Below are 19,324 nucleotides of genomic sequence, written 5' to 3'. Positions count from 1 at the left end.
TAACCGGGGCAAGTTGCTTCTCTTGACCGTCATTGGAACATGTCCTCTGAAACATCCGCGCGATCTGGACGGCTTTCCGCCGTCGGCTTGATCGTCACGGGGTCATCGGGAGGTTGCCGTCATCCGCCGCATCAGGTCGGCGGATGACGGCTGTCCCGGTGCACTTCATTCCGCGGCAATGCCAATCCGGCTGCGCTCCATTTCCTCGAGCGCGCGACGGTATTCGACCGGCATGACCTTGCGGAATTTCGGGCGGTAGTCGGCCCAGCTGTCGAGGATCTGCTTGGCGCGGGTGGAACCCGTATAGTGCAGATGGTTGGAGATCAGCTGGTAGAGGCGCTCTTCGTCATGGCGGGTCATGTCGCCAGAGACGTCGACACGTCCCTTGTGCATGAGATCGCCGCCATGATGATGCAGCTTCTCCAGCATGTCGTCCTCCTCTGGCACCGGCTCGAGTTCGACCATCGCCATGTTGCAGCGGCTGGCGAAATCGCCTGTTTCGTCGAGTACGTAAGCGACACCGCCGGACATGCCGGCCGCGAAGTTGCGGCCCGTCGCGCCGAGCACGACGACGACGCCGCCGGTCATATATTCGCAGCCATGGTCGCCGACACCTTCGACGATGGCGATCGCACCCGAATTGCGCACGGCGAACCGTTCGCCAGCCACGCCGCGGAAGTAGCATTCGCCCTCGGTCGCACCGTAAAGCACGGTGTTGCCGACGATGATCGAGTTTTCGGCGACGATCCGCGAATTCTCTGGCGGCCGGATGATAATCTTGCCGCCCGAAAGCCCCTTGCCGACATAGTCGTTGCCGTCGCCGATCAGGTTGAAGGTGATGCCGCGCGCCAGGAAGGCGCCGAAGCTCTGGCCGGCCGTGCCGCGAAGCGTCACATTGATCGTGTCTTCCTTCAGCCCGCGATGGCGGTAACGCTTGGCGACTTCGCCGGACAGCATCGCACCGGCCGAACGGTCGACGTTCTTGATGCCGACCTCAAAGGCGACGGGCGACTTGTCGGCCAGCGCAGGCTCAGCCCGCGCAATCAGCACGCGGTCGAGAATATCGTCGATCGGGTGCTGCTGCCGGCTCGTCCAGAAAGTCTCTTCCTTAGCGGCGTCGACCTTGTGGAAGATGCGGCTGAAGTCGAGACCATTGGCCTTCCAGTGCGCCAGCATCTCGTCCTTCTCCAGAAGCTCCGAGGCGCCGATGATCTCGTCGAGCCGGGTGAACCCGAGCGAGGCGAGAATCTCGCGCACTTCGTTGGCAACGAAGAAGAAGTAGTTGATGACGTGCTCAGGCGTACCCTTGAAGCGCTTGCGCAGCACCGGATCCTGTGTCGCCACGCCGACCGGACAGGTGTTGAGATGGCACTTGCGCATCATGATGCAACCGGCCGCAATCAGCGGCGCGGTGGCGAAGCCGAATTCATCGGCCCCCAGCAGCGCCCCGATGATGACGTCGCGACCAGTCTTCAGACCGCCATCCACCTGTAGCGCGACGCGCGACCGCAAGCCATTCAGCACCAGCGTCTGTTGGGTCTCGGCAAGACCGATTTCCCAAGGGCTGCCGGCATGTTTCAGCGAGGTCAGCGGCGACGCACCCGTGCCGCCGTCGAAGCCTGCGACGGTGATGTGGTCAGCGCGTGCCTTGGCAACGCCGGCAGCAACAGTGCCGACGCCGACTTCGGAGACCAACTTGACCGAGACATCCGCGGTCGGGTTGACGTTCTTCAGATCGTAGATCAGCTGCGCCAGATCCTCGATCGAGTAGATGTCGTGGTGCGGCGGCGGCGAGATCAGGCCGACACCCGGCGTCGAGTGGCGGGTCTTGGCAACTGTCGCATCCACCTTGTGACCCGGCAGCTGGCCGCCTTCGCCGGGCTTAGCGCCCTGCGCCACCTTGATCTGCAACACATCGGCATTGACGAGATATTCGGTGGTGACGCCGAAACGGCCCGAGGCGATCTGCTTGATCGCCGAACGTTCCGGGTTCATCGAACCGTCGGAGAGCGGCATATAGCGGTCGGACTCCTCGCCGCCCTCACCGGTGTTCGACTTGCCGCCGATCCGGTTCATGGCGATCGCCAGCGTCGTATGCGCCTCACGCGAGATCGAGCCGAAGGACATCGCACCCGTCGAGAAACGCCTGACGATATCGGCCGCCGGCTCGACCTCGTCGATCGAAACCGGCTTGCGGCCGAGCGCCTCGGCGTTCTTGACATTGAAGAGCCCGCGGATCGTGTTCATGCGCAGCGCCGAAGCGTTCACCATATCGGCGAATTCGCGGTAGCGGTCCTCGGCATTGCCGCGCACCGCATGCTGAAGAGCGGCGACGGCATCAGGCGTCCACGCATGGCTTTCGCCACGCATGCGGTAGGCATATTCGCCGCCGATGTCGAGCGTCGTGGCCAGCAGCGGATCCGTGCCGAAGGCAGCGTTATGGCGGTCGACCGTCTCCGCCGCGATCGCCTCGAGGCCGACGCCTTCGATCATCGTCGCGGTGCCGAAGAAATACTTGTCGATGAACTCCGACTGCAGGCCGATCGCATCGAAGATCTGCGCACCGCAATAGGACTGATAGGTCGAGATGCCCATCTTCGACATGACCTTGAGGATGCCTTTGCCGACCGCCTTGATGTAGCGGTAGACGACTTCGGTGGCATCCACTTCCTTCGGGAACTCGCCCTTGGCATGCATGTCGAGCAGCGTGTCGAAGGCGAGGTACGGATTGATCGCCTCGGCGCCGTAGCCGGCAAGCAGGCAGAAATGATGGACCTCGCGTGGTTCGCCGGTCTCGACGACGAGACCGACCGAGGTGCGAAGCCCCTTGCGGATCAGGTGATGGTGCACCGCCGCTGTGGCAAGCAGGGCTGGAATGGCGATTCGATCAGGCCCGATCTGGCGGTCGGAGAGCACGATGATGTTGTAGCCGCCCTTGACGGCGGCTTCCGCGCGCTCGCAGAGCCGGTCGAGCATCTCAGGCATGCCCGCCGCGCCGCGCTCGATATCATAGGTAAAATCCAGCGTCTTGGTGTCGAAGCGGTCTTCCGTATGGCCGATCGAGCGGATCTTTTCGAGATCGCCATTGGTCAGGATCGGCTGGCGCACTTCGAGACGCTTGGCGTTCGCCGCCCCTTCATGATCGAGAATGTTCGGCCGCGGGCCGATGAAGGAGACGAGGCTCATCACCAGTTCCTCGCGGATCGGATCGATCGGCGGGTTCGTCACCTGCGCGAAGTTCTGCTTGAAATAGGTGTAGAGCAGCTTCGGCTTTTCCGACATCGCCGAGATCGGCGTATCCGTGCCCATCGAACCGATCGCCTCCTGGCCCGTCGTCGCCATTGGCGACATCAGGATGCGGGTATCTTCAAGCGTGTAGCCGAAGGCCTGCTGACGGTCGAGCAGCGACACGTCGCGGCGCAGCGCCCGCGGCTCCACCGGCTTCAGTTCTTCGAGGATCAGTTGGGTGCGGCCGAGCCAACTGCGATAGGGATGCGCCGTCGCAAGCTCCGACTTCACCTCGTCGTCGGAGATGATGCGGCCTTCTTCCATATCGATCAGCAGCATCTTGCCGGGCTGCAGGCGCCACTTCTGGATGATCTTCTCCTCCGGAACCGGCAAGACCCCCGCTTCCGACGCCATGATGACGCGGTCGTCATCGGTGACGAGGTAGCGCGCCGGCCGCAGGCCGTTGCGGTCGAGCGTCGCGCCGATCTGCTTGCCGTCGGTGAAGGCAACGGCAGCCGGCCCGTCCCAGGGCTCCATCAGGGCGGCGTGATATTCGTAGAAGGCCTTGCGTTCTGGAGCCATCGACTGGTTGCCGGCCCAGGCTTCCGGGATCAGCATCATCACCGCATGCGCCATCGAATAACCGCCGCGCACCAGGAATTCGAGCGCATTGTCGAAGCAGGCCGTATCGGACTGCCCTTCATAGGAGATCGGCCAGAGTTTGGAGATATCCTCGCCGAACAGCGGTGAGGAGACCGAGGCCTGGCGCGCCGCCATCCAGTTGACATTGCCGCGCAGCGTGTTGATTTCGCCGTTATGAGCGACCATGCGGTAGGGATGCGCGAGCTTCCACGACGGGAAGGTGTTGGTCGAGAAGCGCTGATGCACCAGGGCGACCGCGCTTTCGAAACGCGGGTCGGTTAGGTCCTTGTAATAGGCGCCGACCTGATAGGCCAGGAACATGCCCTTATAGACCACCGTCGCCGACGACAGCGACACCGGATAGAAATTGCTCTCTTCGCCGTCGAACTCGTCATAGATGCGGTTGGAGATCACCTTGCGCAGGGTGAACAGCCGACGCTCGAACTCGTCGTTGTTTTCGGCATCCTCGCCGGCGCCGATGAAGACCTGCACGTGATGCGGCTCGGTGGCGGCAATCGCCGGCGCCTTGGAGAGCGAGGAATTGTCGACTGGCACGTCACGAAAGCCGATGAGGACCTGGCCTTCCTCGGTGACGACATCCTTGATCACCTTCTTGAAGTGCTCGATCTGCCTTTCATCGCGCGGCATGAAGATATGGCCGACGCCATACTCGCCGGCCGGCGGCAGGGTGATGCCCTGCGCGGCCATTTCCTCGCGGAAGAACCGGTCGGGGATCTGCACCAGGATGCCGGCCCCGTCGCCCATCAGCGGATCGGCGCCGACGGCGCCGCGATGCGTCAGGTTCTCGAGGATGAACAAGCCGTCCTCGACGATCTGGTGTGACTTCTGGCCCTTCATATGCGCGACGAAGCCGACGCCGCAGGCATCATGTTCGTTGCGCGGGTCGTAAAGGCCTTGTTTCTTCGGCAGGCCGGAGGCGGATTTGGACGTATTGGCCGTGGCGCGCACCTTAGCAGCAGCGAACCGGTCAAATTCCATGGATGGCGTCTTCGTCATCATCTTTCCTCCTGTCGAATCCCGCGGAGCCGCGGGCGGCTTTTCGTCCTGTGCCGCAACCAAAATAGGTCCGGCGCATGACAGCGCTGTTGCATGGTGAAGATCGGCCGCAGAGATCTGCTTATCAAGGAAAGCAAACCGTCGCGTTCCGCGCCTGCCATTCGCCTCCGCGCGCCGCCCTTAAGGCTTGGCGCTCGGAAGAACTATAGCGTGAAAGCCCGTTCGTTCCAGGGCTTTCGGCGTCTCCTCGGCCGTTCTGGCCAAAATAGGACAGCAACACTGTCCTAATTCATCTGCTCTATGCCAGAAAGCATTCGGGTCCGCAAGAGCGCGCCCTCAAAAAACGTCAACTTGCGACGGAAGATTACCGGATCAGTCGCCCCTGCGAAATAAAATTACGCCAAAAGCATACATTTTGTTTATTGATTGCGTAGTTCAATTTCTGTGATGTGTCATGGGTAACAGCCTTGATCCTGTGAAGCTTTGGCGTAATCTCAGCCTCGGCCCTGCCAAACCCTTCCTTTTCAACGGTTCCCCTCATGTTCTTTGCTTCCGATAATTGGGCCGGCGCCCATAGATCCATTGCCGAGCGTCTGATGGCGGAATCGGCCGGTTTTGCCGCCGCTTATGGCGCCGGCGATCTCGATAAGAAGGTCGAGGCCCGTTTCTCCGAGGTCTTCGAGCGCGAGGTTTCGGTATTCTTCGTCGCCACCGGCACCGCCGCCAACTCCCTGTCGCTGGCAAGCGTCCAGCGCCCCGGCGGCATCACCTTCTGCCATTCGGAGGCACATGTGATCGAGGACGAATGCGGGGCGCCCGAGTTTTTCTCCGGCTCCGCCCGCCTCGCCGCCGTCGACGGCGAAGCCGGCAAGATCGATCCGGCCAAGCTTTCCGCAAAAATCGCACACTTTCCGGAGAACGCGCTCCGCCACGGACGCGCCAGCGCAGTGACGATCACCCAGGCAACCGAGATCGGCACCGTCTATTCCCTTCCCGAGATCGGTGAGATCGCCGCCATAGCAAGGAAACGCAACCTGCCGCTCCACATGGACGGCGCCCGTTTTGCCAACGCACTGATCGCGCTCGGCGCGACGCCGGCCGAAATGACCTGGAAGCGCGGCGTCGACATGCTGTCCTTCGGCGGCACCAAGAACGGCTGCTGGTGCGCGGAAGCGATCGTCTTCTTCGATCCCGATCACGCCCGGGAAATGCCTTTCATCCGCAAGCGCGCCGCCCAGCTTTTCTCCAAATCGCGTTTCATTGCCGCCCAGTTCGATGCTTATTTCGAACACGGCCTCTGGCTCGATCTCGCCCGTCATTCCAACAGCATGGCCGGCCGCCTGCGCGCCGGTATCGGCGCCAGCAACGCCGCCCGCCTCGCCTGGCCGACCGCTTCCAATGAAGTCTTTGCCGTGGTCAGCAAACATGCGGCAAAAGCCGCCGAGGAAAAGGGCGCAAAATTCTACGAATGGCCGGTCCCGGCGGCAACGCCCGAACTGGTTTCCGAAAACGAAACCCTGATCCGCCTCGTCACCAGCTTCGCGACGACGGAAGCGGACGTGGATGGTTTCCTGAAATGCCTGGCCGCCTGACCGCCTTCCGAGGCCTGCCTCCGGCGGGCCTTTCGGCGACGGCCGCGGCTCACACCGACACCAGCCTTCTCACCTTCTGCAGAATATCGTCTGAAAGGGCAGCGACCAGCGCCTGATCTGCCCCTTTGCGCGGCACCAGCACGAATTCCACGTCCTCCAGCATTGGAAGTTTTGCCGCGGCGATCTCTTTCAGCCCCGAAGGCGCCATGCTGCGCGGCTGCACCAGCACGCCCATCCCGGCCCGCGCCGCCGCCGTCAACCCGCTGAGGCTCCCACAGGTGCAGACGATCCGCCACGCCACGCCATTTCGCGCCAGCGCTTCCAGCGCGATCGCCCGTGTGACGCTCGGCGGCGGAAAGGCGATCAGCGGCAAAGGGCCGAAGGCGAGCACACGTTCGGGATCGCGCGCCAGCCAGACGAGCGGCTCTTGATAGACGAGTTTTCCGCGGGCATCGCCGAGCCGGCGTTTGGCGAGCACCAGATCAATCTCGCCATTGTCCTGCATCTCGTATAGCACGCCGGATAGCGCCACCGTCAGCTCCAGATCGACGGAGGGATGTGAACGAACGAAATCTTCCAGCACGGCCGGCAGTTGGCTGGTGACGAAATCCTCAGATACGCCAAGCCGCAGGCTGCCGCGCAGGCTGTTGCCTCGAAACAGCGACTGCACCTGCCCTTCGATCGAAAGCATGCTGCGCGCATGCGACAGCAGCGCCTCGCCATCGCCGGTTAAAATGACCTTATGCGTGTCACGTGCCAGGAGCTTGCGCCCGAGGGCTGCCTCCAGCCGCTGGATGTGCTGGCTGACCGTCGACTGGCCAAGGCCGAGCCTCTCCGCCGCCAGCGTAAAGCTGCCCATCTGTTCGACGGCGACGAAACTGCGCAGTTGCGAAAGGTCCAGCATGATCCTGTTTCTTGATAACTGTTATTTCTTGCATCGTGGATCATAATGGACGACAAAACAATGATTATCTGTCACGCCGCGAGACCGTTATGCGCCGCTTTCTGCCCGACACCTTTACGATCCTGCTGGTCTGCACCGTTATTCTCGCCTCGCTGTTTCCGGCGAGCGGCACATTCGCAGGCTATTTCGGCATCGCCACCGATCTTGCCATCGCCGCGCTGTTCTTTCTGCACGGCGCCCGTCTTTCGCGTGATGTCGTCATAGCAGGCCTGTTGCACTGGCGCCTGCATCTCGTCATCCTGCTGACGACCTTCGGCATCTTCCCATTGCTTGGTCTCGGCCTCGGCTTCCTCCCCGACACGATCCTGCCGCAGCCGCTCTACCTCGGCATTCTCTTCCTCTGCGTACTGCCGTCGACGGTGCAGTCGTCGATCGCCTTCACCTCGATGGCCGGCGGCAACGTGCCCGCCGCCATCTGCTCGGCTTCGGCCTCCAACATTTTCGGCATGTTCCTGACGCCGCTGCTGGTCGGCCTGCTCTTTTCCGTCGGCGGCCATGGCGGATTCTCTTTCGACGCACTGCAGCAGATCCTGCTGCAACTGCTTGCCCCCTTCATCGTCGGCCAGATCCTGCAGCCCTGGATCGGCGACTGGATTCGCGCCAAGAAGAAGATCCTGATGCCCGTCGACCGCGGCTCGATCCTGATGGTCGTCTATCTCGCCTTCTCGACGGCGGTGGTCGAGGGCCTGTGGCACACCTTCTCGATCGCCGATATCGCCGTCGTCATCGTCGCCGATATGGTTCTCCTTGGAATCGTGCTGGCGCTGACGATGTTCGGCAGCCGCAAGCTCGGCTTCAATAAGGCCGACGAGATCACCATCACCTTCTGCGGCTCGAAGAAGAGCCTCGCAAGCGGTGTACCGATGGCAAATGTCATCTTTTCAGGCCAGTCGATTGGCGCGATCGTGCTGCCGCTGATGCTCTTCCATCAGATCCAGCTGATGGTCTGCGCCGTCATCGCCCAGAAATATGCCGCCGCCGCGGCCCGCCGCGCAACGGAAAAGGAAATAGACGAAGCCGCCAGCCCGGCCTGAACCTATTGCCGCAATAAAAAACGGCGCCCCGATCGGGGCGCCGTTTTTTTCTTAAGGGATGTGATTAGCCGTTGATGACCTGCGCCTCGATGGCCTTGGGAGCCTCGACCGGCTCTGCGGCAATCGTAATCTTGCGAGGCTTCATGGCCTCGGGAATGTTGCGCAGAAGGTCGATATGCAGCAGGCCGTTCTTCAGCGAAGCGGCAGTCACCTCGACATGGTCGGCAAGCTGGAAGCGGCGCTCGAAGGCGCGCTTGGCGATGCCGCGATAGAGGAATTCGCCGTTTTCGGCAGGTTCCTCGGCCTTTTCACCCTTCACGGACAGCACATGGGCGTGCGCTTCGATCGAAAGTTCAGTCTCGTCGAAACCGGCAACCGCCATGGTGATCCGATAGGTGTTTTCACCGGTGCGCTCGATATTATAGGGCGGATAGGTCTGGGCCTGCTCCGGCTGGGCGAGGCTGTCGAGCATGGTGAAGAGCCGGTCGAAACCGACGGTCGAGCGATAAAGGGGAGAGAAGTCTACGTGACGCATGATGTCCTCCTGTGGAAGCGACGTGTTGCGATAAAATGCCCCTGAAACCCCATCTTTGGCGGTCTCCGGACGGTTGCGCGGGCCCTCATCGGCACCCGCAGAGAGGAGATGGTGATGGGATTCGACGAGTTCAAGACCCTCCCGAAATCGCCCGGCTGGCCCCGTGAACCCCGCATGAACGGCCGGTTCGGAGCGCATTCAGGCGCCGCCGCCTAGAGATCGCAGCGTCGGGTGAATCTCGTCCCGATGGCTGAAGTGCATCGTCCCTTCTTCTTCAGCCTCAAACTCGGCCGGCTGTGAGCACCCTCATGCTCCTGCCGGCCCTTTTCGCGCTCTGCAGCCTTGCGGACGCCGCCGCTTTCCAAGCCGGGTGCCATGCGTTATCCCTGATGCGAAGCAGACAGCAGCGGCGCATTGGCAAAGTCATGGATCAGGTTCTCTATTCGACGCCCGACAATCCCGCCCCGGAAAACCGCACGGAAGGGTTCTTCGAAACCCATGATGGCCACCGGCTGCGTTACGCCGTTTTCCGCGCCGGCGCCCAGGTCGCCAAAGGCACGGTCGTGATCCTGCACGGCCGCAACGAATATATCGAGAAATATTTCGAGACGATCCGCGACCTGACGGCCAAAGGTCTTTGGGTCGCCACCTTCGATATGCGCGGCCAGGGCGGTTCGGCGCGGCTGCTGAAGCGCCGCAACCACGGCCACATCCGCCGCTTCGTTGATTACGAGCGTGATCTCGACACCTTCCTCGAAAAGGTGGTGCTGCCGGATACTCGCCTGCCCTTCTACCTGCTCGCCCATTCCACAGGCGGGCTGATCGCGCTGTCGGCCGCGCCTTATCTCAACACCCGTATCGATCGCATGGTGCTGTCGGCGCCCTTTATCGGCCTGACCGGCCAGTCGGCCTCGCCCCGCGTCATCCGCGCCCTGGCCGGCACGTTGACGGCAATCGGTCTTGGTTCCTTGCCGCTGACCTCGAAACTGAAGGAACCGGATTTCCGCGACAACCCGCTGACCTCGGACGAAACCCGCTTCGAGCGCAATGTCGCGATGATGAAGGCCCATCCGGAGCTAACGCTCGGGCCGCCGACGGCTCGCTGGCTGACCGAGGCCTTCCGCACGATGGACCGAGTCACCTCGCCCAACCATCTATTCTCGATCACGATCCCGACCATCGTCATTGCTCCGACGCGTGACGGCGTGGTGCCCTACACCGCGCAGGAGCGGCTCTCGCGTTATTTCCGCGCCGGCCAGCTGATCCCGATCAACGGCGCCCGTCACGAGATCCTCCAGGAACGGGATACTTACCGCGCTGCCGCCCTTGCCGCCTTCCACGCCTTCATTCCCGGCAGTGATGCCGAGGAGAACCAGGACGTCACCGCCCTCGGCACGTGAGCGGGATTAATGCATGTCGCCCGGAAGTGTGCAGCGGTTCCGGGACAACGACATGCATCAAAACAAAGAGCTAAAGCGCGTCGCATGAATCAAATTTGATGCGACGCGCTTTAGCGCTGCAGGATGGCGATCGCCTGCTCGTAGACGGCCCGGCTGCCGGCGGCGATGATCGAGCCGCCGTTCTCAGGCCGTCCGCCGTCCCAGGTGGTGATGATGCCGCCCGCCCCTTCGATGACCGGAATAATGCCGCCGACGTCATAGGGCTTCAGACTGTTTTCGATGACGAGATCGATATGGCCGGCGGCAAGCAGCGCATAGGCATAGCAGTCGCAGCCATAGCGGAAGAGCCGCACCTGGCCCTCGATCTCCCGGTATTTTTCCATTTCAGCACCGGCGAAGAGATGTGGCGAGGTAGTGAACAGGATGGCGTTCGAAAGCGTCTCGCACTGGCGCGTCGCCAGCCGCCGTTCGCCCTCCGGTCCGCTATAGATCGAACCGTTCTGGTCGGCGAAATAACGCTCGCCGGTAAAGGGCTGTTCGATCATGCCCATGATCGCTCGGCCCTCTTTCTGCAGGCCGATCAACGTTCCCCACACCGGCAAGCCTGATATGAAGGCGCGCGTGCCGTCGATCGGATCGATCACCCAGATATAGTCGCGGTCGAGCCCGATATTGCCGTGCTCCTCGCCAAGAATGCCATGGTCGGGGAAATTCTCCTCGATCAGCGCCCGGATGGCGAGTTCGGCTGCCCGGTCACCCTCCGTCACCGGATCGAATCCTGAGGAAAGCTTGTTGGTGATGTCGAGGCCGGAACGGAAACGCGGCAGCGTCTCGGCCTTGGCGGCCTCCGCCAGAAGGTTGAAGAACGAGCGGTCAGGAAGCATGGTCGATCCGTTTGCTGGCGGGAGTGGGTGCTTTCATAGCGAAAAGCAGCGGGAATGCAAACGCGGGCGTTTCGGCATCTGCCCAAAGATATCGCAACGCAATATATTGCTTGACATTTGTGCAACGCAATAGTAGCCTCCTTCGTACAGTCTTCTGACTGTAAATACCCTCCTTGGGTGTTTCCTCCCTAGACTTAGCCGCGCTGATAAGCGCGGTTTTTTTGGCCGCGAAGACCGGCCGGAAAATATCGGTGAAATCGACGCAGGCTATTCGGCCGCCAGCGCCCGATCGCCGGCGAATTTCTCGACATAATCCGCCATCTGCTGCATGAAACCCGTGACCGCGTCAGCGACCGCGGCGAAGTCAGCGCGTTTTTCCAGCGTCACCTCGTCGACATAAATCGCCCGGTTCACCTCGATCTGCAGCGCATGCAGCCCGCCGCGAGGGCCGGCCATAATGTTCGGTGATGAAGCCGCCGGCATAGGGCTTGTTGCGGATCGCCGCAAAGCCCATTTCCTCAAGGATAGCAATGGCGGCGCGCGAAAGCTCGGCCGAAGCGCTGGTGCCGTAGCGATCGCCGATGATGAAATCGGGCCGTGCGGAACAGCCGGCGACGCGCACATTGCCGGGCATAGAGTGGCAGTCGATCAGCACGCCGAAGCCGAACTGCACATGGGTCCGCGCGATCAGCCGCCGAAGCGTTGCATGATAGGGCTTGTAGACCGCTTCGACTCGATCGAGCCCCTCCTGCACCGGCAGGCGCCGCGCATAGATCTCCATGTTCTCAGCGACAATGCGCGGAATGGTGCCGAGCCCACCGGCGACCCTTAGCGAATTGACATTGACATAGGGCGGCAACAGCCCGTCGAACATCCTCGGATCGAGCTCATAGGGCTCACGATTGACATCGAGATAGGCGCGCGGAAAGTTGGCCGCCAGCAGCGGCGCGCCAAGGGCGACAGCCGAGCCGAAGAGCTCGTCGACGTAATGATCCTCGGAACGGCGAATGGCGATGCCCTCGAGCCTAGACTGGGCGATAAATTCCGGTGGATAAATACGGCCGCTATGAGGGGAGTTGTAGACGAACGGAATGGTCTGCGACACGGGCTCATGAACCTCAAAAAGCTCGTATTCGCGTATTTCCGGCACTTTCGGCCCTCTTTACCATGTCATGAACTGACTACTTTGCCCATGTTGCCAGTTGCCCGGCCCCAAGTCCATACTATGCAGGAGGGATGCGGCCGCGCACGGGCAATTCACCGGTTGTTTACCGGGTCAAGACTAGTGTAAACGCTTGGCAGCCCACCAAAACTTATTGATCAGCGGTCTGGATTGATGACTCAGAAGATACTTCTCGCAGAAGACGACAACGACATGCGCCGCTTCCTGGTGAAGGCGCTCGAAAAGGCCGGTTACAAGGTCCTTTCCTATGACAATGGCGCCAGCGCCTATGACCGGCTGCGCGAGGAGCCGTTTTCCCTGCTGCTGACCGATATCGTCATGCCTGAGATGGACGGCATCGAGCTGGCGCGCCGCGCCACAGAACTCGACCCCGACCTGAAGGTGATGTTCATCACCGGCTTTGCCGCCGTGGCGCTGAACCCTGATTCGAAGGCGCCGAAGGATGCCAAGGTCCTTTCCAAACCTTTTCACCTGCGCGATCTCGTCGACGAGGTCAACAAAATGCTTGCCGCATAAGGCTTGCCGGGTGGCGTGTCACAAAACTGAAAAAAGCCTATTGACGGCTCCGAAGGTTTTGTGATCTATGCGCCGCCATCGGATGGGCGTGTAGCTCAGCGGGAGAGCACTACGTTGACATCGTAGGGGTCACAGGTTCAATCCCTGTCACGCCCACCATCCGATCCCCTTGCCTCACAAGGGGCTTTCGCCAAACCGCTGATTGGTGAATTTTTCCCGGTTCTCTTCTCATTTAGCACTGCCGATGCCGGATCTTCTTCGCTTCTCGCGGAGGCGACATATCGTCGATCGCTGATCCACTGCCGGTGAGACTTTGAGCCTAACATCTGCACGTCCTCACAAACCGTGCTGGCGTCAGGTTGAGCCGATTTACGCAGATTGCAATGATGCGCGCTCGTATATGAGGACGCGCTCATTCCAGCGTCAATTGCATAGCGCTTCTGACCTCTCAGCCCCTCGTTGTTTGTGACGGACAGATGACGAGTTTGTGACAAAACGCGTGTGATTTCAGCAACATAGCCTGGACAGCCTGCTGTCACGATCGACAATGACGTTGCAGCGCAACATCCCTTATGTAACTTCCGCGGCGAGGCAGGCACCGAGCCAAAACAGGCGCCGCTTCGCTCACACGGGGTGAAGATCCGTAGGGACTGCCGATGGCAACGGTCTTCATCCTCTTGCATCTGAACTGGAGGTTATTCCATGAACATCAAGAGCCTTCTTCTCGGCTCCGCTGCTGCACTTGCAGCGGTATCCGGCGCTCAGGCTGCTGACGCTATCGTTGCTGCCGAGCCGGAACCGGTTGAATACGTCCGCGTCTGCGACGCTTACGGCACCGGCTACTTCTACATCCCGGGCACCGAAACCTGCCTCAAGATCAACGGTTACATCCGCTTCCAGGTTGACGTCGCTCCGAACGCCAGCTCGATCGGCGCCAGCGGCGGCGGTTCTGTCGCCAATGACTCGGATTGGGACGCCCGTACGCGCGGCCAGGTTCAGTTCACCGCCAAGAGCGACACCGAATACGGTCCGCTGACCGGCGTCATCGTCATGCAGTTCAATGCTGACAACGCAACGGCTCAGAAGGCTCAGCTCGATTCCGCTTACCTCGACGTCGCCGGCTTCCGCGCTGGTCTGTTCTACAGCTGGTGGGACGACGGCCTCTCCGGCGAAACCGACGATATCGGTTCTCCGGTCACGCTGCATAACTCCATCCGTTATCAGTACGAAACCGACGCCTTCTACGCCGGCATCAGCGTCGACGAGCTGGAAGACAGCCCGTTCTATGACGGCGAAACTGCCAACAACTGGGGCGTTGCCGTCGGTCTCGGCGGCAAGGCTGGTGCTTTCAGCTACCAGATCACTGCCGGCTACGACACCGACAATGAAGAAGGCGCCGTCCGCGCAATGGGTACGGTTGCTGTCGGTCCGGGCACGCTCGGCCTCGCAGTTGTCTACGCAACGAACCCGAACGCCTATTACAACAAGGCTGAATGGGCGATCGCTGCCGAATACGCCATCAAGGCGACTGACAAGCTGAAGATCACCCCGGCTGTTCAGTACTACGACAACTACGGCGTCACTTCCGGCGAGTTCAACGACGACGTCAGCGCCTGGAAGGCCGGCGTAACGATCGACTACCAGATCGTCGACAACCTCGCAGCCAAGGTCTCGGTTCAGTACCTCGATCCGGACAACGCTGCTGACGTAACCTCGGGCTACTTCCGCCTGCAGCGCGCGTTCTAATACGGGGCTGCCGGCGACTTGCTACGGCGCTGTGTGCCGGCAGCCACAAATTCCTGATCCGACTGACCTCCGATCGGGAAAGAATGGGCCTGGACTTCCCTGCCTGGGCCCATTCCCCCTGACCAGAAATGCGTCCAAGACGGCAGGCGCTCTATCAGCGCCTTGCCACCGTCATGTCGTTGTCGATGCCCCCACATCCCATGCCATCGCCGGACCTTGTGACCGATCACCGAGCCAGCCCGGCCGCCGATGGAAACTTTCTGCCTCGGGAATAACAGAACCAAATTTCGGACACAGAGCCGTGCCATGGCCGAACCGAGGATGACGTGGTGATTCGCCTCGCCAGCACATGGGGTTTGACATCGAAATGAAATTTTCCGCGCCTGTTGCCGCCGCAATTTTTTCCGCCGCCCTCGCCTTGCCCGCCGCTTCAGCGCCAGCGTCCCCTGCCGAGACGTTTCCAGGCGCGCCCGGCGTCATCACGCTTTCCGGCAAATGCGCCAAGCTTGTCGTCGCCAAATTCGACGCCACCAAGGGCTGCAAGAACGAACTCGCCAGCGTCACGCTGGCCAATGGTCTGGTAACCTTCATCTTCACGTCGGATGGCAAGGCGCTCGGCTTTCAGGGCGATGGCAGCGGCATCAAGCCCGCTTCGAACGGCAATGCCCGCCTGCCGCTCAGCCTCGTCACCACGGGTGTCGGCAATAAGATGACCGGGGAGGTCAAGGTCGCGGGCTTCTGCACCTTCGGCAATCCCTATGCCGGCAAGCCAATTGCGATCGAATGCACGGCCGAAAGCAAGGATTCCTCGTTCACCGGCAGCTTCCGCACCGGCGGCAAGCTGGTGAAAAAGGGAAAGTAGCGCAATCCCAGCAAAACTGCACAGCGGTTTAGCGTCCGGGATTGCGTGAAAACAAAGAGACGGAGCATTTCCCTGCTTCGAAGAAAAACGGAAATGCTAAGCATGATGCCAAAAAGTGTGAGCGAGTTCCGGTCGACATCATGCTCTAACTCTCCAATTTAGAACAGGATTCAGATTTTTGGCCAACCAGGCCTAAAATCATCCTGTTCTAGCCGTCAGGCGCACCACGCGCCGCCGGCAGTCCCCGGCTTGCGCGCCAGCCCTTCATTGATCAGCTGCGCGCCGAACGAGCGTCCGTCGCGCGAGACGACACGCGGCGCTCCTGAAGACTCAGCCTTGCCCGCGGCATTCATGGTGAAGGGACCGGCGTTCAGAAGCGCCAGTAGCCGCGACTTGGCGGCAAAGGCCACCCGGCGTTCGCCGTCACAGCGCGCCTGGTCGACGACAGGGCTTGCCATATCGGCGATCACAATTTTCTCGCCCTTGTACCAGAAGACGCCGCCATCGCCGACGCAGTTGATATGGGCGCCCTGCCCGCAATAGCCAAAGGCGACCGTCCCGGTTTCCGGATTGGCGGGGGTAAGCGGGGACGGCACCGCCTTGACCGGCTGGACGGCCGGCGTCGGGATCGTCGCCGGCGGCAGCAGCTGCGATTGCGGCGCCGGCGGTACGGCTTTCGGGGTGTGTGTGGCAAGCGCCACCTGCTTCGGCGGCACGTCCTTCCTGGCGGCAGGTCTCGGTTCCGCCGTTTCGCGCGCCACCGGCACCGATTGCCGGGCAAGCATCGGCTGGATGCTCCTCCAATGGTCGTGGGCAACGATGCCGCCGATCGCGGCAATGCCGATCACCGCCCAGGGCAGCAATCCGCCACCGCCGCTGCGCGCTTTGCTCTTGCCTCTGGGCGGCGCCTTGCGGCGGCCGCGTGTCGCTGTCTTGGCCATCTGTCCGATTCCCGTGAGGCCGGGATTATCGCCGCCCAATCCTTTCTGAAAGGTTGGCGCGGCGACACGACGATGCCAGGTTCGCCGATCTTTCATGCGAGCACCAGCCGGCTTGGGAGAAGCGCCTCGTGGAATCCACGCGCATGAGCGAAAAAAGCCGAACAAATCTAGCGTTCAGACGTTAGCCAGCGAAAAATTCATCCGTTGTAGGAAAAATCCATGGATCTGATCATCGCCGACATGATACCGGCGTCGCGTATCCACTATCCCGTCATCTTCGCCCGCCTGCTCGGCGCCATCGTCTTCGGCGGGCTGATCGGCTTCGAGCGTGAGGCACGCGACCGCCCGGCAGGCTTCCGCACCCATATTCTGATCAGTCTTGCCGCTGCCCTCTTCGCCATCATTTCGATCGAGGCGGTGCACATGCCGGGTCTTGCCGATGACGAGCAGGTGCGGATCGACCCGCTGCGCGTCATCGAAGCCGTAACCGCCGGCGTCGCCTTCCTTGCCGCCGGCATGATCGTTTTTGCCAGAGGCCGGGTGCACGGGCTGACAACGGGCGCTGGCATGTGGCTCTCCGGCGCGATCGGCCTTGCCATGGGTTTCGGTTATTGGCCGATCGCCTTCTTCACGACGCTGGCCGCCATTTGCGTGCTCTTCGCCTTCGGCAAGCTCGAACAACGGTTCGGCTACAATCCCGCACGGCGCGCCGATCGGCATGAAGACCAGTAGAAAAAGAGACGCCCGGCATATGCCGGGCGTGTATCATCGGGACTGTCTGTATGTCATTCGCAGCGTGCGGCCGAAGCATCGCTTTTCCCAATCGGTGCGGGTCCGCCGGAGGCGGCAAGCGGCTTCTGGCGTTTGCCGATATTGATACGCTCGTCCGCCGCCTCGCGCACGGCCTGCCATTCGTTTTCGTGCCGGATAAAGATCTCGCGGGGCACAAAGTTGATCGTCATATTGTTTCTCACCCTGTTTCAATTCTGCGGTCAGCCGCGCCAAGCGGGCTTGCGCAATGCCGGCTATTTCTTGGTCTCTGCATTACCCTTGATGTCGGGACCACCCTTGGAAAGATCCGCACCGGTAACGTGGGCCGGCACGTGAATGTCGTGATAGACGCCCGGTGTCAGTGTCAGGTCGACATGATGCGGCGGCAGCACCTGCGCCTTCTGCATGCGGTTCGGCTTCGCCCGCTTCATGCGGTCGGACGCCTCCGTGCGTTTGTCGGGAACATGGGTCGAAGTGTGCATCATCGGCCTCCTTTTTAAGCTCAACCAGTGTCTAACGAGCAGGCACCGGGATGGTTCCAAAAAAACACTTCGTCTCCGTGCGGCCGCCGGCCTTGACTGGCTCGGGAAGTTGATTACCTATGGCCTGTCCCGCAGCCTCCCAGACATCGGCTGCGGGTAATTATGGTGCCGGGCCCCTCTGGCGAGAGTTTTTACGGCGCTCTCGTGATGTCGGTACCGCCTGCAGCTTAGCCGGCGGATTTTTCATCGATGAACAAGCTAACCATGCCTTATCCGCATGCCCGTTGTGGCATGCCGCGTTGCTCCCTCTCCACCATGATTTGCGGCCGCGAGGTGCGGCCATGAACCAGCCCGAGACCCACCACTCCTCGCTCAGCTATTTCCGCTGGGCCTTCGTTGTCACTGCCCTCGGCCTCGTTCTTGGCGCCGTGCTCGGCTGGCAGACGACAGGCACGATCGGCGGCATGGCGACCGTCTTCTTCATCTGCACCGTGCTTGCGGTGCTGGAAATCTCGCTCTCCTTCGACAATGCCATCGTCAACGCCAACAAGCTCAAGGAGATGACGCCGGTCTGGCAGAAGCGCTTCCTCACCTGGGGCATCATCATCGCCGTTTTCGGCATGCGCATTGTCTTTCCGCTGGCGATCGTTGCGATCGCGGCACGGATCGGCCCCTGGGACGCGCTTGTGCTTGCCGCCCGTGAGCCGGAAGAATATGCCCGTATCATGAATGACGCGCATCTGCCGATCGCAGCCTTCGGCGGCACCTTCCTGATGATGGTCGGCCTCAGCTATTTCTTCGACCATGATAAGAAAATCCATTGGTTCCGGGGCCTGGAAAAGGTGATGGCGCGCTCGGCCACCATCAGGGGCATCGAGATCGCTTTCGTTCTGGCGCTGATGCTGGTTTTCTCCTGGCTGATCGGCGGCGAGCAGGCCAGCGTCTTTGTCCATTGCGCCATCTACGGGCTGCTCACCTTCCTTGCGGTCGAAGTGGTGGGTGAACTGCTCGATGCTTCGCAGCAGACGATGAGCGCTGCCGCCAAGGGCGGCCTCGGCGCCTTCATCTATCTCGAGGTGCTGGATGCCAGCTTCTCCTTCGACGGCGTCATCGGCGCCTTTGCGCTGACCCAGAACCTCTTCGTCATCGCGATCGGCCTCGGTATCGGCGCCATGTATGTGCGCTCGATGACGATCATGCTGGTGGAAAAGGGGACGCTTGCCGAATACCGCTATCTCGAGCACGGCGCCTTCTACGCCATCCTGATCCTCTCTGTGATCATGTATGCGCAGACCCTGGTGCACATCCCCGAGGTCATCACCGGGCTTGGCGGCGCGACGCTGATCGGTCTGTCGCTCTGGTCTTCCATTCGCCACAACAAGCGCGAGCGGGTGGAAGATCACGCCAACCGGCAGGAAGAGCTTCACGCCTAACATAAGTACAAAGGCTGCAGCGCTTGGCGTTGCGGCCTTCCCTTTGGACAAAAATAAAACCCGCGACCAACCGGTTGCGGGCTAATTCATTCAT

At 61.3% G+C, this 19,324-nt stretch carries 15 protein-coding genes, 1 tRNA gene and 1 pseudogene; 9 read left to right on the top strand and 8 right to left on the bottom strand.

All coding sequences use genetic code 11. The features are described from left to right. Positions 1-165 precede the first annotated feature (165 nt). A complete protein-coding gene (gene gltB, locus ACS4RS_RS10995; RefSeq protein ID WP_439010935.1) occupies positions 166-4,890 on the bottom strand; it encodes a glutamate synthase large subunit in 4,725 nt (1,574 codons plus the stop codon). A gap of 536 nt (positions 4,891-5,426) precedes the next feature. Here gltB and ACS4RS_RS10990 point away from each other — a divergent pair. Next, positions 5,427-6,479 (top strand): beta-eliminating lyase-related protein, encoded by a 1,053-nt coding sequence (locus tag ACS4RS_RS10990; protein WP_439010936.1) that lies wholly within the window; start codon positions 5,427-5,429, stop codon positions 6,477-6,479. Between the two features lie 49 nt (positions 6,480-6,528). Here ACS4RS_RS10990 and ACS4RS_RS10985 read toward each other — a convergent pair whose 3' ends face one another. After that, positions 6,529-7,383, bottom strand: a complete 855-nt coding sequence (locus tag ACS4RS_RS10985) for a LysR substrate-binding domain-containing protein (RefSeq protein WP_439010937.1) — start codon at positions 7,381-7,383, stop codon at positions 6,529-6,531. Positions 7,384-7,472: 89 nt separating this feature from the next. Between ACS4RS_RS10985 and ACS4RS_RS10980 the strand changes: the two genes are divergently transcribed. Further along, positions 7,473-8,477: a bile acid:sodium symporter family protein gene (locus ACS4RS_RS10980; protein WP_449313967.1), complete on the top strand. Its 1,005-nt coding sequence runs from the start codon at positions 7,473-7,475 to the stop codon at positions 8,475-8,477. A gap of 64 nt (positions 8,478-8,541) precedes the next feature. Here the strand turns inward: ACS4RS_RS10980 and ACS4RS_RS10975 are convergent, their stop codons facing one another. Beyond that, positions 8,542-9,012, bottom strand: a complete 471-nt coding sequence (locus ACS4RS_RS10975) for an Hsp20 family protein (protein ID WP_439010939.1) — start codon at positions 9,010-9,012, stop codon at positions 8,542-8,544. A gap of 425 nt (positions 9,013-9,437) precedes the next feature. Between ACS4RS_RS10975 and ACS4RS_RS10970 the strand changes: the two genes are divergently transcribed. Then, positions 9,438-10,412 (top strand): alpha/beta fold hydrolase, encoded by a 975-nt coding sequence (locus ACS4RS_RS10970; RefSeq protein ID WP_439010940.1) that lies wholly within the window; start codon positions 9,438-9,440, stop codon positions 10,410-10,412. A gap of 110 nt (positions 10,413-10,522) precedes the next feature. Here ACS4RS_RS10970 and hisN read toward each other — a convergent pair whose 3' ends face one another. Together hisN and ACS4RS_RS10960 are read right to left on the bottom strand one after the other, a co-directional pair. Further along, entirely contained in the window at positions 10,523-11,296 is a 774-nt protein-coding gene (gene hisN, locus ACS4RS_RS10965; protein WP_439010941.1) for a histidinol-phosphatase, read from the bottom strand. Positions 11,297-11,563: 267 nt separating this feature from the next. Then, positions 11,564-12,446: pseudogene (locus tag ACS4RS_RS10960) on the bottom strand (N-formylglutamate amidohydrolase). 186 nt (positions 12,447-12,632) lie between these two features. Here ACS4RS_RS10960 and cpdR1 point away from each other — a divergent pair. The 4 genes from cpdR1 (at position 12,633) to ACS4RS_RS10940 (ending at position 15,603) form a co-directional block, all read left to right on the top strand. Then, a complete protein-coding gene (cpdR1, locus tag ACS4RS_RS10955; RefSeq protein WP_003542883.1) occupies positions 12,633-12,995 on the top strand; it encodes a response regulator CpdR1 in 363 nt (120 codons plus the stop codon). Between the two features lie 84 nt (positions 12,996-13,079). After that, positions 13,080-13,154 (top strand) — tRNA-Val (locus ACS4RS_RS10950). Positions 13,155-13,697: 543 nt separating this feature from the next. Beyond that, positions 13,698-14,741 (top strand): porin, encoded by a 1,044-nt coding sequence (locus ACS4RS_RS10945; protein WP_439010943.1) that lies wholly within the window; start codon positions 13,698-13,700, stop codon positions 14,739-14,741. A 349-nt stretch (positions 14,742-15,090) separates the two neighbouring features. Continuing rightward, positions 15,091-15,603 (top strand): hypothetical protein, encoded by a 513-nt coding sequence (locus tag ACS4RS_RS10940; protein ID WP_449313966.1) that lies wholly within the window; start codon positions 15,091-15,093, stop codon positions 15,601-15,603. 215 nt (positions 15,604-15,818) lie between these two features. Here the strand turns inward: ACS4RS_RS10940 and ACS4RS_RS10935 are convergent, their stop codons facing one another. Further along, positions 15,819-16,544 carry a hypothetical protein gene (locus ACS4RS_RS10935; protein WP_439010944.1) on the bottom strand — a complete coding sequence of 242 codons (726 nt, stop codon included), beginning with the start codon at positions 16,542-16,544 and terminating at the stop codon, positions 15,819-15,821. A gap of 219 nt (positions 16,545-16,763) precedes the next feature. On the opposite strand from ACS4RS_RS10935, the gene ACS4RS_RS10930 reads away from it, so the two are divergent. Then, complete coding sequence (locus tag ACS4RS_RS10930) at positions 16,764-17,276, top strand: MgtC/SapB family protein (RefSeq protein WP_439010945.1); 513 nt, start codon at positions 16,764-16,766, stop codon at positions 17,274-17,276. A gap of 53 nt (positions 17,277-17,329) precedes the next feature. Here the strand turns inward: ACS4RS_RS10930 and ACS4RS_RS10925 are convergent, their stop codons facing one another. Both ACS4RS_RS10925 and ACS4RS_RS10920 read right to left on the bottom strand, forming a co-directional pair. Beyond that, the gene (locus ACS4RS_RS10925) at positions 17,330-17,506 is read right to left on the bottom strand and encodes a hypothetical protein (RefSeq protein WP_439010946.1); all 177 of its coding nucleotides are present in this window, start codon (positions 17,504-17,506) and stop codon (positions 17,330-17,332) included. A gap of 63 nt (positions 17,507-17,569) precedes the next feature. Further along, positions 17,570-17,800: a hypothetical protein gene (locus ACS4RS_RS10920; RefSeq protein ID WP_033179672.1), complete on the bottom strand. Its 231-nt coding sequence runs from the start codon at positions 17,798-17,800 to the stop codon at positions 17,570-17,572. Positions 17,801-18,138: 338 nt separating this feature from the next. Between ACS4RS_RS10920 and ACS4RS_RS10915 the strand changes: the two genes are divergently transcribed. Next, positions 18,139-19,230, top strand: a complete 1,092-nt coding sequence (locus ACS4RS_RS10915; RefSeq protein ID WP_439010947.1) for a DUF475 domain-containing protein — start codon at positions 18,139-18,141, stop codon at positions 19,228-19,230. Positions 19,231-19,324 lie beyond the last annotated feature (94 nt).

It is taken from the genome of Rhizobium sp. F40D2 (assembly GCF_051810745.2).
Taxonomy (GTDB): domain Bacteria; phylum Pseudomonadota; class Alphaproteobacteria; order Rhizobiales; family Rhizobiaceae; genus Rhizobium.
Note: the sequence above shows the minus strand (reverse complement) of the source record. Positions and strands in the feature narration are given on the sequence as shown.

Coding starts and splice junctions, on each gene's coding strand:
- ACS4RS_RS10940 (WP_449313966.1), top strand. CDS start 15,091: ATGGGGTTTGACATCGAAATGAAATTTTCCGCGCCTGTTGCCGCCGCA.
- ACS4RS_RS10980 (WP_449313967.1), top strand. CDS start 7,473: ATGCGCCGCTTTCTGCCCGACACCTTTACGATCCTGCTGGTCTGCACC.
- ACS4RS_RS10970 (WP_439010940.1), top strand. CDS start 9,438: ATGGATCAGGTTCTCTATTCGACGCCCGACAATCCCGCCCCGGAAAAC.
- cpdR1 (WP_003542883.1), top strand. CDS start 12,633: ATGACTCAGAAGATACTTCTCGCAGAAGACGACAACGACATGCGCCGC.
- ACS4RS_RS10920 (WP_033179672.1), bottom strand. CDS start 17,800: ATGATGCACACTTCGACCCATGTTCCCGACAAACGCACGGAGGCGTCC.
- ACS4RS_RS10990 (WP_439010936.1), top strand. CDS start 5,427: ATGTTCTTTGCTTCCGATAATTGGGCCGGCGCCCATAGATCCATTGCC.
- ACS4RS_RS10930 (WP_439010945.1), top strand. CDS start 16,764: ATGGATCTGATCATCGCCGACATGATACCGGCGTCGCGTATCCACTAT.
- ACS4RS_RS10925 (WP_439010946.1), bottom strand. CDS start 17,506: ATGACGATCAACTTTGTGCCCCGCGAGATCTTTATCCGGCACGAAAAC.
- ACS4RS_RS10935 (WP_439010944.1), bottom strand. CDS start 16,544: ATGGCCAAGACAGCGACACGCGGCCGCCGCAAGGCGCCGCCCAGAGGC.
- hisN (WP_439010941.1), bottom strand. CDS start 11,296: ATGCTTCCTGACCGCTCGTTCTTCAACCTTCTGGCGGAGGCCGCCAAG.
- ACS4RS_RS10975 (WP_439010939.1), bottom strand. CDS start 9,012: ATGCGTCACGTAGACTTCTCTCCCCTTTATCGCTCGACCGTCGGTTTC.
- ACS4RS_RS10985 (WP_439010937.1), bottom strand. CDS start 7,383: ATGCTGGACCTTTCGCAACTGCGCAGTTTCGTCGCCGTCGAACAGATG.
- ACS4RS_RS10915 (WP_439010947.1), top strand. CDS start 18,139: ATGAACCAGCCCGAGACCCACCACTCCTCGCTCAGCTATTTCCGCTGG.
- gltB (WP_439010935.1), bottom strand. CDS start 4,890: ATGATGACGAAGACGCCATCCATGGAATTTGACCGGTTCGCTGCTGCT.
- ACS4RS_RS10945 (WP_439010943.1), top strand. CDS start 13,698: ATGAACATCAAGAGCCTTCTTCTCGGCTCCGCTGCTGCACTTGCAGCG.